Annotated in this window: 12 protein-coding genes and 1 riboswitch; of the genes, 4 read left to right on the plus strand and 8 right to left on the minus strand. The window is 69.8% G+C overall.

Annotation, left to right across the window (positions count from 1 at the left end; all coding sequences use genetic code 11):
• Positions 1 to 78: 78 nt before the first annotated feature.
• From JOE57_RS06890 to JOE57_RS06900, 3 genes are all read right to left on the minus strand, one after another.
• Complete coding sequence (locus tag JOE57_RS06890; protein WP_204916992.1) at positions 79 to 1,281, minus strand: C40 family peptidase; 1,203 nt, start codon at positions 1,279 to 1,281, stop codon at positions 79 to 81.
• 165 nt (positions 1,282 to 1,446) lie between these two features.
• Entirely contained in the window at positions 1,447 to 1,818 is a 372-nt protein-coding gene (gene crcB / locus JOE57_RS06895; RefSeq protein ID WP_204916993.1) for a fluoride efflux transporter CrcB, read from the minus strand.
• A complete protein-coding gene (locus JOE57_RS06900; protein WP_338041204.1) occupies positions 1,818 to 2,375 on the minus strand; it encodes a CrcB family protein in 558 nt (185 codons plus the stop codon). The genes crcB and JOE57_RS06900 overlap by 1 nt, the downstream gene beginning before the upstream one ends.
• A 21-nt stretch (positions 2,376 to 2,396) precedes the next feature.
• Positions 2,397 to 2,471: riboswitch (Fluoride riboswitch) on the minus strand.
• A gap of 55 nt (positions 2,472 to 2,526) precedes the next feature.
• Between JOE57_RS06900 and JOE57_RS06905 the strand changes: the two genes are divergently transcribed.
• Together JOE57_RS06905 and JOE57_RS06910 are read left to right on the plus strand one after the other, a co-directional pair.
• A complete protein-coding gene (locus JOE57_RS06905; RefSeq protein WP_239578868.1) occupies positions 2,527 to 3,486 on the plus strand; it encodes an LLM class flavin-dependent oxidoreductase in 960 nt (319 codons plus the stop codon).
• A 36-nt stretch (positions 3,487 to 3,522) separates the two neighbouring features.
• The gene (locus JOE57_RS06910) at positions 3,523 to 4,566 is read left to right on the plus strand and encodes a TRM11 family SAM-dependent methyltransferase (RefSeq protein WP_204916994.1); all 1,044 of its coding nucleotides are present in this window, start codon (positions 3,523 to 3,525) and stop codon (positions 4,564 to 4,566) included.
• Positions 4,567 to 4,591: 25 nt separating this feature from the next.
• Here the strand turns inward: JOE57_RS06910 and JOE57_RS06915 are convergent, their stop codons facing one another.
• Positions 4,592 to 5,584 (minus strand): acetylxylan esterase, encoded by a 993-nt coding sequence (locus JOE57_RS06915; protein WP_204916995.1) that lies wholly within the window; start codon positions 5,582 to 5,584, stop codon positions 4,592 to 4,594.
• A gap of 272 nt (positions 5,585 to 5,856) precedes the next feature.
• Between JOE57_RS06915 and JOE57_RS06920 the strand changes: the two genes are divergently transcribed.
• Positions 5,857 to 7,269 carry an MBL fold metallo-hydrolase gene (locus JOE57_RS06920; protein WP_204916996.1) on the plus strand — a complete coding sequence of 471 codons (1,413 nt, stop codon included), beginning with the start codon at positions 5,857 to 5,859 and terminating at the stop codon, positions 7,267 to 7,269.
• Positions 7,270 to 7,282: 13 nt separating this feature from the next.
• Here JOE57_RS06920 and JOE57_RS06925 read toward each other — a convergent pair whose 3' ends face one another.
• The gene (locus JOE57_RS06925; protein ID WP_204916997.1) at positions 7,283 to 8,281 is read right to left on the minus strand and encodes an acyl-CoA dehydrogenase family protein; all 999 of its coding nucleotides are present in this window, start codon (positions 8,279 to 8,281) and stop codon (positions 7,283 to 7,285) included.
• A gap of 264 nt (positions 8,282 to 8,545) precedes the next feature.
• Between JOE57_RS06925 and JOE57_RS06930 the strand changes: the two genes are divergently transcribed.
• Positions 8,546 to 9,418, plus strand: coding sequence for a Rieske (2Fe-2S) protein (locus JOE57_RS06930; protein ID WP_204916998.1), 873 nt, complete (start codon positions 8,546 to 8,548; stop codon positions 9,416 to 9,418).
• Here the strand turns inward: JOE57_RS06930 and JOE57_RS06935 are convergent.
• The 3 genes from JOE57_RS06935 to JOE57_RS06945 are packed head-to-tail and all read right to left on the minus strand — an operon-like array spanning position 9,396 to position 12,407.
• Positions 9,396 to 9,917, minus strand: a complete 522-nt coding sequence (locus tag JOE57_RS06935; protein ID WP_204916999.1) for an AAA family ATPase — start codon at positions 9,915 to 9,917, stop codon at positions 9,396 to 9,398. The genes JOE57_RS06930 and JOE57_RS06935 overlap by 23 nt on opposite strands.
• 10 nt (positions 9,918 to 9,927) lie before the next feature.
• Entirely contained in the window at positions 9,928 to 11,331 is a 1,404-nt protein-coding gene (locus JOE57_RS06940) for a glycosyltransferase family 2 protein (protein ID WP_204917000.1), read from the minus strand.
• Between the two features lie 2 nt (positions 11,332 to 11,333).
• Positions 11,334 to 12,407: a HEAT repeat domain-containing protein gene (locus JOE57_RS06945; protein WP_204917001.1), complete on the minus strand. Its 1,074-nt coding sequence runs from the start codon at positions 12,405 to 12,407 to the stop codon at positions 11,334 to 11,336.

Raw genomic sequence — 12,407 nt, forward strand, 5'->3', positions numbered from 1 at the left:
AAACCTGGTGCTCGTTGAGGCCGGCCCGGCGCGTGCACGCCTGACGGCTGAGCCGCGAACCTCACGGGATCCACGTTTTCAGGGTCGGCCGAAGAAGGTCGGTGGGATCCAGTAGTAGACGTTCTGCACCTCGACCGTCTTGCCAGGACGCGGCGCGTGGATCATCCGGCCGCCGCCGATGTAGAGCGCGACGTGGAAGATCGTATTGGGATCATTCGCGTTCGTGGCCCAGAAGATCAGGTCTCCGGGCCTCAGCTGGCTCTCGGAGATGTGGCTGATGCGGGACCACTGGATGCCGGTGTAGTGCCCGATGTTCTTGCCGCCGGCAGCCCACGCCTTCATGGTCAGCCCCGAGCAGTCCCAGGTGTTCGGCCCGGTGGCTCCGAAGACGTACGGCTCGCCGACCTGCTGCCAGGCGAAGTCGACCGCCGCCTGCGCGCCCCTGCTGCTGTAACCCGGCGGCGGCGCCTGCTGTGGATCAGCCCCGGCGGAGGCGGCGTCGCTAGCCCGCTGCATCCCCTCCCGGCGTACCTGCGCCTGCTGCTGCTGCTCGGCGGACGCCTGGGCCGCGGCCCGCTGCTGCGCCTCCAGGCCCTGCTGCCTCCTGCGTGCCAGGTCGACGGAGATCTGCTGGGCCTGGGCCAGCTCGATCATCAGCTCACTGCGCCGCTCCGCGTACGAGGCCACCGCCGCGGCCTGCGTCGCCGTCGCCTCCTCGGCGACCCGCTTCGCCTCGGTCGCCGTCTCGGTGGCCACCTGCACCTTGGCCAGCGCCCGGTCGGCGGACCGCTTGGCAAGTACCGCCTGTTGCTGCGCCTTCTCGAGCCGGTCCAGCTTGCCCTGCATGCTGGCCGACAACTTCGACAGCAGCGCCGCCCGGTCGAGGATGTTCTCCGGTCCACTGCCGAGGATCGAACCGATCTCGATCATCGGCGCATTGGCCTGCATCGACGACCGGGCCAGCTCGACGACGGCCTGGCGTGCCGACTCCTGCTCCGTGGTGGCCCTGCTCGAGACCTGCTGGCGCCTGCGCGCCTCGGCGCGGGCGGCCGTCAGCCGCTCCTGCGCACCGAGGTACTGCTCTCCGGCCAGGGCCGACTCGACCTGGAGCCGATCGAGCTCCGTCCTGGCCAGGGCGAGCTTGTTCTGGATGGCCTCGACGGCCTTCCGGGTGGCGGCGGCCTGCTGCTGGGCGGCCTGGACGTCGTTCTCGGTCGGGATCTCCGGTGGCGCCGCCTGCGCGGGCAAGGCAATGCAGGTGACGGCCAAAACAACGATCATGGCCGTGCACCAACGGATGGCTCCCCCAAGCCTTGTCATCACAAGCGCCTTCCCGGTCGAGCCCTTCCCCCGAGGAGCTCGTCTAGGTGGACCCTAGTTGGTCGATGGGGCAAAAGGAACGGGTTTCGATAACAACCTCCTCTCACCTTCGGCTGCGGGCAGCGCTCAGAGTGCCAGGCCGACGAAGAGCCCTGCGCCGGCGGCCAGCAACGCCAGCGCCAGTACGCCGATCCCGTTGAACAGGGCTGCCCGGTAGCGGCCCCGTTCCAGCAGTCGTACGGTCTCGAAGCTGGCCGTGCTGAAGGTGGTGTAGCCGCCGAGAAACCCGGTGCCGACGACCGCCCGCCAGGACTCTGGCAGCAGCTGGCCCGTGGCCAGCCCGGTCACCAGGCCGAGCAGGAACGAGCCGGACAGGTTGATGATCACGGTCCCGACCGGGAACGATCCCGAGGTGCGGCGGCGGACGAGGGTGTCAAGCACGAACCGGCAGACGGCACCCAGGCCGCCGGCGATCGACACCAGCAGGACGAGCAGCATTACCGGCGCTCCGCTGTCAGCCGTCGGGTGTTCCTGGAGCGGCGTACCCGGGTGGCCAGGGCGATCCCGGCCATCGACGCGACCGCGCCCAGCAGCAGGGTGCCGAGCCCGTAGCCGACGGCAGCACCGGCCAGGCCCCGGTGCAACAGCTGATCGGTGTCCACCGCCAGCGTGCTGTAGGTGGTGAAGCCGCCCAGGAAACCTGTCCCGAGCAGCAACCGGAGCGCCCGCCGGCGACCGTGGTCGGGACCCCGACCGGCCAGTTCCTCCAGCAGCACCCCGAGCAGCAGCGCACCGAGCACGTTGATCGGCAGGGTCGCCCACAGCTGCGGCACGTCGCCGAGGGGCCCAGTCGCGAGGGCCCCGGTGGCCAGATAGCGGGTGGCGGTGCCGAGCGCCCCGCCGACGGCGACCGCGCCGAGCGTACGGAGTCGATGGGCGGTGATGAGCGGTGCTGCCCTGACCTCATCGACCTCGATGTCGCTGTCCAGCGGCAGCTCCTGGTGGGAGTCACGCTGCTGCTGCGGGCGGGGCCCGGTCAGGTCGAAGTTGTGCACGCTGAGGCCGCCCTCTCCTCGTCCAGGACAGGCACCATCAGCAGGTCGCGGTTCAAGCCCTCAGGGGCTTCGGCGGGTTCCATCACCGAGCGAAACGATACACGGGGCCACCGCGGTGGCCGACCGTCAGGGTCGCCGATAGGTTGCGGTCATGGCACCCACAGGCATCCAGGTCGGCATGTGTTTCGACCGTACGTTCCCGGCCCCGCTCGTCACCGAGTTCGCGGTCCGGCTGGAGGAGGGCGGCGCAGACCAGCTCTGGGTCATCGAGGACTGCTTCTTCACCGCTGGCATCAGTCTCGCCGCCGCGGCGCTGACCGCCACCCGACGGCTGACGGTGGGCATCGGCATCCTGCCGGCCGTATCGCGGACGGCCGCCGTTACAGCGATGGAGATCGCCACCCTGTGCCAGCTCGCGCCCGGCCGGGTGCTGCCGGGCATCGGCCACGGGGTGCAGGCGTGGATGGCCCAGATGGGTGTCCGCCCGTCCTCCCCGTTGACCGCCCTCGACGAGGTGATGACGGCGGTGGGCCGCCTCCTGGACGGCGAGACGGTCACCGTTGACGGCGACTACGTGCAGCTGGACAACGTCGCTCTGCACACGCCGCCGACTCAGCGGCCCCCGCTGCTGGCCGGGGTGCAGAGCCCCCGGTCGCTGGCGTTGGCCGGACGCTGTGCCGACGGCGTGGTGCTGATCGAGCCGTGCAGCCCGTCCTACGTCCGATCGGCGCTGGCGCAGGCGGGCAACCCGGAACCCTTCCACGTCGCCGCCTTCGGCATGATCCGCATCATGGAGGACCGGCGGGACGCCTACCGCAGCATCGCGCCCTGGCTGGCGAGCCAGCTGCAGCTCCCCAATGCCGCGCTGCGTGCGCTGCCGTTCTTCGACGACCTGGTCGCCCGTCATGCCCGCGACGGCGTCGATGGCCTGGCCTCGATGCCGGTCGACTGGTGGACCGAGATCGGCCCGATCGGCACGCTGGACGACGCCGCCCGGCACCTCGATGCGCTCGAGGCCGCCGGCGTGCACAGCGTCGGTTTCTATCCCGCCGCCGATGTCGCAACCGCGCGGACCCAGGTCGACGACGTGCTGCGGCTCGCTGCTCGGTGAGGGTGTCGCCGGCCAGCCCGTAGAGTGCTCGCTGACATGACTGACTATCTGATTCTGCTCGCCCCCTCCAGCAACCGGGTCTACTCCGGCAGCGCCGACACTCTGGTGGCGGCCGAGCTGGAAGTGATGTGCGGCGGCCTGCCCGGGGAGCCGCCGACGATCGAACCCGTGACCGTGGCCGGCGTCGGCTATCTGCAGCTGTCACTGCCTGAGCTCGGAGCGGAGACGACGGCTGCCCTGTCTCGGCTGTCGGCCCTCTTCGCCGTCTTCGAACGGGTGGGTGACCAGTTGCGCCCGATCGAGGTCTCGAAGCCCGACCTGTTCGACGACGATCTGGTGTCGATCCCCAAATACCAGGGCAAGACGAACGAGCAGTTCACCCGGCTCCTGCTGAACGTCACCCTGGCCTCGCTGCAGCGACCTCAGGAAGCACCCCTGAGCATCCTGGACCCCCTGTGCGGTCGAGGCACCACTCTCAGCACCGGGCTGATCTTCGGCCATGACGTGGCCGGGGTCGAGGGGGACCTGAAGGCAGTCGAGGCGTACGCGGCGTTCCTGCGCACCTATCTGCGCCGCAAGCGGCTGAAGCACTCGGCCGAGATGAGCCCGGTCCGACGCGACGGCAAGAGCCTCGGCCGCCGGCTCGACGTCGAGGTCACGCCGCCTCGGACGAGCCCATCGGCCAGCGGCCCCGGCCGCCCGCTCAGCCTCACCGTGTTCTCCGGGGACACCCGACAATCCCTCGCGCTGTATGGCAAGCGCCGCTTTGACGCGGTGGTCACCGACGCGCCGTACGGCGTCGTGCACGGCAGCCACACCGATGTCCGAGGGGTCAGCGGCAAGCGCGACCGGTCCCCGGCTGGACTGCTGCGCGACGCCGTCGGTGTCTGGGCCCAGCAGCTGAAGAAGGGCGGCGCGCTGGGACTGTCCTGGAACACCTATGGCCTCAGCCGCGAGGACCTGACCGCGATCGCCGAGAAGGCGGGCCTGCAGGCCTGCGCTGACGGGCCCTACCTGAGGTTCGGCCACCGCGTCGACTCGTCGATCTATCGGGACCTGTTCGTCGCCGTCAAGGTCTGACCGCACGCTGCGAGCGGCGCCCGGCTCAGCCGGCGAAGCGTTCGGCGAACCAGTCGAGCTGAGCATCCAGCTGGTAGGGACCGCCGCCCTCATGCTCGTTGTGCGAATAGACGTTGATCGACTTCTCGCTGCCGGCGTAGTGGTTGTAGGCGGAGAACACGGTCGACGGTGGGCAGATCGGGTCCATTAGAGCGACCGAGAACAGCGCCGGCGCCTGCGCCCGCTTGCCCAGGTTGACCCCGTCGAAGTAGCTCAGGGTCCGATAGGCGACGTCGACCTGGTCGCGCCACGACGCCAGATAGGCGGTGATCTCCGCGTACGGGTTCCGGTCGCTGATCTCCAGCGCCCGCGGGAAGTTGCACAGGAACGGCACATCCGGGGCGGCGCCGACCAGGTCGAGGCCGGCCGACGGCGCCAGCCCGGCGACAGCCAGCGTGATCCCTCCACCCTGGCTGCCGCCAGTGACGATGATCTTGGTGCGGTCGACCAGCGGGTGGTCGACCACGGCGTCCAACAGTCGTACGGCGTCGACGTAGACCCGCCGGTAGTAGTACGCCTTCGGGTCCTGCAGGCCGGAGGTCATGAAGCCCGGGATGTGGTTGATTCCCGCATCGGCGGAGGCGTCGACGGTGGAGCTGTGCCCGCCCGCGCTCCAGCCCTGCCCACGGGTGTCCATCACCACGTGGGCGTAACCGGCCTGGGCGAACAGCGTGGTGGCATGGGGGAAGCCGCGGCCTCCGGAGTAGCCGTGATACTGCACCACCGTGGGCAGCGGACCAGCCGTACCGGCGGGCACGTGCAGCCACGCCTTGACCGGGGTCCCGCCGAAGCCGTTGAAGGTGACGTCGTAGGTGTCGATCACCTTCAGCTTGTTGTCGATCTTGGTGAACTCGGCGGCAAGGTCGAACGTCCGCGCGTCGGTCAGGGTGTCGGTCCAGAAGGAGTCGAAGTCGCTCTCCTCGGGCAGCTCAGGAGCATAGCTGCGGAGCTTGTCCAGCTCAAAGTCGATCAAGGCCATGCGGGAAGTCTATTTTCCTCCCGTTTCGGGGCCGTCCGCGGGTCCTCGATCAGCAGACGGTCCCGGATCGGTGCGCTGGCCCTCGAACAGGGTGCGACTGGCCAACCTGGCGGTCACCCCGGGTCTGCTCCTCGTCCTCGATCGGGTAGCCGAAACCGACCCGGAGCAGGATGCCGCTCGGCACCGCAGGTACGGCGCTGGGGACCTTGGGCCCTGGCCGCCTGCCCGACGGATCCGTACGCTCGAACCACGAGACCGCTGGGGGGACCGCGATGGACGAACGGGTGCGTGCAGAGTCGCAACGCCGTCCACAACCGTCGCTGACCTTCCTCGGTGGTGCCGGAACGGTGACCGGGAGCAAGTACCTGATCCAGAGCGGTCAGTCGAGGCTGCTGGTGGACTGCGGCCTCTTCCAGGGCCTCCGGCCGCTGCGGCGCCGGAACTGGGAGCGGCTGCCCATCCCGGCAGAGAGCATCGACGCGGTGCTGCTGACTCATGCCCACCTCGACCATTGCGGCTATCTGCCGGCGCTCTACCGGCAGGGCTTCCGCGGTCCGGTCTGGTGCACCACCGGCACTCTGGCCCTGGCCGAGATCGTGCTGCGCGACAGCGCACATCTGCAGGAGGAGGATGCCCGAACGGCCCGAGAGCGGGGCAGCTCGCGGCACGCTTCCCCGCGGGCGCTCTATGACAGCGCCGACGTCGAACGGCTGCTGCCCTCGTTCCGCTCGGTCCCGTTCGACGAGTCGCTCTCGGTCGCGACGGGGACTACGGCGGTGTTCCGGCCGGCCGGGCACATCCTCGGCTCGTCGACCATCCGAGTGGAGACCGACGGCCGGTCGGTGCTCTTCAGCGGTGACCTCGGCCGGCCCAGTCATCCCCTGCTCGTCCCACCTGCGCCCGTCGGCGACGTGGACACCGTCGTCGTGGAGTCGACCTACGGCGACCGCAGCCATCCAAAGCCGGATCGGGCCCGGATGGGCCGGTTGATCAGCGAGGCGCTGGGCCGCGGCGGAACTGTCCTCATCCCGGCCTTCGCGATCGACCGGACCGAGGTGCTGCTGGCCGAGCTGACCCGGCTGCTGTCGGAGGGTCTGATCCCGGCAGTGCCGATCTACGTCGACAGCCCGATGGCGCTGCGTGCGCTCAAGGTCTACCGCGAGGCCGTCAGCCGCGAGGCCGAGGACCTGCGACCGGGCCAGTCACCGCCGCTCGGGCCCCTGGACCCACGAGGGCTGCGCGAGCTGTCCACCCCTGAGCAGTCACGTGCCATCAACCAGCCGTCGACACCGAGCATCATCGTCTCGGCGTCAGGGATGGCGAGCGGTGGCCGGGTCGTGCATCACCTGGCCCGGCTGTTGCCCAACCGACGCAACCTCGTGCTGATCGTCGGCTTCCAGGCGGAGGGCACCCGCGGGCGCGACCTTCTGCACGGCGCCACCGCAGTCAAGTGCTTCGGCGAGTACGTCCCGGTCCGGGCCCAGATCGCCGAGGTCCCGTGGCTGTCGGTCCACGCCGACCGGGAGGACCTGCTGGTCTGGCTGCGGACAGCCACCCGGCCACCGCACACCTGCTACATCGTGCACGGCGAGCCGGAGGCGGCGGCTGAGCTCTGTCGACGGGTCAACCGCGACCTGGACTGGACCGCGGTCGTCCCTCGCCCGGACGAACGGGTCCTGCTCTGATCCTCCAGGCACCTCAGGGGGCCAGGATCTCGCCGGCCTCGAGGGCGTAGCCGCCCAGCCGGACGAGCTCGGCGTCGACGTGCTGCTGGCGGATGTAGATGGCCAGGTCGGACAACGTCCGGGAGAGTCGGGGACTGCTGCTGAGCCCGCCCGGCCCCACCACGCGGGGGGCCTCGTCCAGCACGGTCTCGCAGGCCGAGACCACGGCCGTACGGGCCATCGCTATCACCCGTCCAGCGGCGGCGGTGTCGAGGGCCGGAAGGCGCCCCAACGCCGACTCGACCGCGGTCCGTGCCTGCCAGGCCGCCTGCTCCATCAGCCCGATCCGCCGCAGCTGGTGTGAGGTCGGACTGAACGCACGAAGGCCGGTGGTCACCACGTCCACCAGCTGTCGGGCGCCGCCGGCCCAGACAGCCGCGACGCACAACCCACCGACCGCGAACCCGGGCCGGTCGAGATAGAAGCCTGCCGTCCCGACCGTGTCCCGATCGGCGACCTGCAGGTCGACCTGCACGGTGAAGGACCGCGACGCGTCCATCGCCGGCGTGCGCCAGGACGTACGGTCGGCGCTCACCGCATCGGCGGGGATGTCCACCAGCAGTTGGCTGTCGCGGTCCGGGTCCGACCGCACGAGCATCGGTACCAGGGCCCGATCGATCAGATCCACCCCGGAGGCAAACCGGAGCTCGCCCTTCACCCGCCACCCCTCGTTGATCTTGGTCCCCTGCGTCCCGGTGCCCGCCGACTTCGAGGCCCAGACACCGTAGATGCCGCGCTGGGCGGGATGATCAGCCTGCTGCAGGATCCGGATGCCGTCGGCGTGGCCCTCCACCAGTCGAGCCAGGCAGAGGTCGGCCCGACCGAACTCGATCAAGGTCTGGGCAAGATCGCTGACCGGGCCGCTCCAGATCGAGGCGCCGCGTTCGGCGCTCTGCTGCAGGCAGCGCCGCATGGCCGCACCGGAGGATCGGATCTCCTCGGCGGAGAACTCCAGGTCCAGCGGGGTCACCATTGCCCCGACTCCAGGTGAATCGCCGGGTGAAGCGGCAAGTCCGGGTGATGTGGACGCATCAAGTGCCACCAGTCTGGTCTCGACCGCACTACGGCTGCAAGGCTCACAGTTCTCTTCCTCGACTCAGGTCCTGGACTCGGCGCGACCGGCAACGAGGCATGATCATCAGGTGGCTCGTACCCACTCGCAGGACTTCCAATCATGCCTGGTCAGGCTCCGGGCCGGTGGCTATGCTCCGAGAAGATCACCCCAGAGAGGCACCAAATGAGACGCCTGCCCTTGCTGACCACCCTCGACCGGCTCGAGAACGCGGCCTGGCTCGACCCCGCTGTCGACGAGCTGCGCAAGATCGTCAACGCGGTTGTCCGGTCGCGATCGCTGCGCGACGTGCTGCACGGCGTCCCGCTCGGTCACCCGGTGCATCCACTCGCAGTCCAACTGCCGTTGGGTGCATGGATCTCCGCCGGCGTACTCGACACCATCCCTGGCACCGAGCGGGCGGCGCGGATCCTCGTCGGTCTCGGCATCGCCGGCGCCCTGCCGGCTGCCGCGGCCGGCTACACCGACTGGGCTGAGCTGCACGAGCAGCAGCAGCGGGTGGGCATCGTCCATTCCAGCGGCAACCTCGTGGCCACCAGCCTCTTCGTGGCGTCCTTCATCCAGCGCGGTCGCGGCCGGCAGGGCAGTGGCAAGGCGTTGGGGTTCGCGGGGCTGGCCGTGGCCGGCGTGGCCGGATACCTGGGCGGTCACCTGAGCTATCGGCAGGCATCCGGGGCCAACCATGCAGAGGACATCCCGCACCGTGTCCAGCCTGGCTGGCAGCCCCTCGACCGGCTGGAGAACCTCTCCGAGGGCCGGCTCGATCAGCGGATGCTGGGCGAGATCCCGTTGCTGGTGTTCCGTCGCGGGGACGAGGTCAGCGTGCTGTCCGATGTGTGCAGCCATCTCTCCGGACCGCTGCACGAGGGCGAGATCACCGAGCAGGGCGACCCTTGCGTGGTCTGTCCCTGGCACGGCAGCGTCTTCTCGCTCCGTTCGGGTGACGTTGTCCACGGCCCCGCCACCGCACCTCAGCCCAGCTTCGAGACGAGGGTGCGCGACGGGCTGGTCGAGATCAACCTGCCCGGCGCCGGCTGAGGGTCTGCAGCACCCGCTGCACAGCTGCTGTCGGCGTCAGCACCGCCGTGTCGAGGACCAAGGGGTCCCGGTCCCATGGTCGGTAGTCCCGGTTCTCGATCTCTTCCCAGGTCGGTGGGACGAGACCGTCGATGTCCAACGTGCGGTGCTCGACCCGCCGACGGTGCTCCGCCCGGTCGGAGCAGATGATCTCGATCTCCATCGCGCCGGCTCCGGCCTCGGTCGCGACGGCGAGCCAGGCGTCGCGGGTGATGCCGAGAGGGTTGACCGACTCGGCCACCACATCCAGTCCGAGCTGCAACTGGTCGGCCGCCAACCGGTAGCCGACCGCGTAGCCCACCACCCCGACCGGGTGTGCCAACTCGGAGTGCTCGACGATGGCGGCCTCGATGGTATCCACCCGGAGGTACGCGGCGCGGAGCCGGCGCGCCAGCGCGCGGGCGACAGTGGTCTTGCCGGTCGCCGGCAGCCCTCCGATGCTGAACAGGGTGGCGGTCACCTCGATGCTCCTATCCGGACGGCTTGCCGGCCTCGAACCCGACTCTGACCATGGTGCCCCAGTCCTTGCGCCCGCGCAGGTAGCGCCACATGCCCTTGATTTGCCACAGCACGTTCAGCTGTCGGTAGCCGAGGTTCTCGGCCAGACAGAAGGCCAGCAGCCTGGGCAGGTCGCGGGTCTCGAAGGGCTCCTCGGAAGACCACTGGTGCATCACCAGCGCCGACCCGGTGAGCACTACCCCCCAACCGTACGAGAGCAGCAGGAAGAGCGCCGCGAACTGCCAGTTCAGGGCACCCAGGAACATCGACAGCACCAGCCCGGCCACCCCGACGACCTGCAGCACCGGTCCGAACAGCTCGACAACGAGGAAGTAGGGCGCGGCCACCAGCCCGAGCCGGCCATAGCGTGGGTTGCCGATCATCCCCCGGTGGCGCCACATGACGTCGGCAAGTCCGCGCTGCCAGCGGTCCCGTTGCCGGCCGAGAGTTCGCGCCGACTCCGGCACCTCCGTCCAGGCGATCGGGTCCGGCACGAAGACGACCTTGGCAGGACCGGACGTCTCCAGCCCGCGACGACGCAGCCGTACCACCAGCTCCATGTCCTCACCGACCGTGTCGTGCCGGTAGCCCCCCGTCCCCAGCACGGCGTCGCGGCGGAACATCCCGAAGGCGCCCGAGATGATCAGGTTGCCGCCCAACCGGTTCCACCCGAGCCGGCCGAACAAGAACGAGCGCAGGTACTCCATGGTCTGGATGCCGGGCAGGATCTTCCTGGCGGCACGATGCTGCACCACCCGGCCGTTGCTGACCACCGAGCCGTTGACGACATGGATGGTGGCGCCGGCTGCGACCGTGTCCTCGTCGGCGATGAACGGTCGGACGAGCCGCAGGAACGCATCGGGCTCGATCAGGGTGTCGGCGTCAATGGCACAGATCAGACTGCCGCTGGCCACGTTCAGACCGGCGTTGAGCGAGTCGGCCTTGCCTCCGTTCACCTTGTCGACGACCACCAGGCTGCGGTGCCGTCGGGACCGGTACAGGCCCAGCACGGGCTGGGTCGAGATCTTGCCACCGAACGCAGGATGCACCGCCTGCAGGTCGAACTCCTCCTGCAGCAGCGCAAGCGTCGCGTCGCTGCTGCCGTCGTTGATCACCACCACCTCGAGGTTGGGGTAGCTCAACGTGAGCAGCGACCGTACGCTGGCGGCGACGGTGGCGGCCTCGTTGTAGGCCGGTGCCAGCACACTGACCCGGGGGGTCGCCGACGAGGTCAGCAGCCGTTGCCCGCGAGCCGCCCAGATCGCTCGACGATGGCGCACCATCTCGACCCAGGCGCAGCTCAGCAGCAAGGTCTGGAACCCGTTGGCGAAGACGAAGTAGGCCACGAACAACCACGCCAGCAGGACCTGGACCATGATCAGCTCTCCCGGGCTTCGACAGCGAACGCCGGCAGCTCGAGGACATGGCTCGCCATCCCGGCCACCGCCTCGTCGACGTCGGTCGTCGCCCGGCGCAGATAGAGCCGGCCGGCCGGCCCCAGGGCACGCAACCCACCCGCGGCAGCGCGGCTGACCTCCCACACCGGGTCGCTCAGCCGAGCCCGGAGCAGACCCGCGGCCTGCCAGTGCTCGAGCGCACCGAGGCCGTGCGCCGCGGCGGAACGGACGCGCGGGTCGGCATCGTCCAGCAGGCTGATCAGCACCTCAGCCGCCCTGGGGTCCGCCGTCGCGGTCAACAGCTGCGCTGCCGCCGCTCGCACCGTCGGTCGGCGGTCGGCGCAGCCGTGCACGGCGACGGCTCCGAGCTCGATCCCGCCGTGGTGGGAGGCCAACCGGAAGGCCGTCTCTCTCCGCGCCGACTGATCGGACTGCAGATAGCGCAGCAACGCCGGAAGTGCCGCCCGGCCGGCCACCAGCAACGCGTCCTCGGCAGCGAATCTGCACAGGGCCACCTGATCGTCGAGCAGGGCGAACAGGCGGTCCAGTCCGGCGTCGGTCGGATGCCTGGCCACCCAGGCCGCCGCCTCCGCCCGCACCTGCGGGTGGCGGTCGTCAACCAGCCGCAGCAGGTCGGGCTCATCGGCCCCCATCAGGTTGAGGGTTCGGACTCCGTGCAGCCGCCGCCACCATCGGCTGCTGCTGGTCCAACGGGCCGCAGTGGCCGCCAGCTGGGCGGACCCGCCCGACTCCAGGACGCGCCGCGCGGTGCCGTCGGTCAGCTGGCCGGTGAGATCCGACACCGTGCTGACCTGGTCTCGCCGAGACAGACTGGCGACCTTGGACTCACCGGCAGCGGTCTCTGGGCCGATTTCAGCCCCCTCCGCGGTCATCAGCTCGCCCAGGGTGGCGAGCCACGCCTCCCTGTTGTCCCCCCACCGTCGGCGTCGTCCCGCCCGTACGAGCGTCACCGTGAACAGGACGACGAGCAGCAACACCGCAGCGATCGCGGCAACGACAAGAGCACCGTTCAGCAGGTCGGTCGTGGGTTCCAT

Origin of the sequence: Microlunatus panaciterrae (assembly GCF_016907535.1) — a bacterium.
GTDB classification, from domain to species: Bacteria; Actinomycetota; Actinomycetes; order Propionibacteriales; family Propionibacteriaceae; genus Microlunatus; species Microlunatus panaciterrae.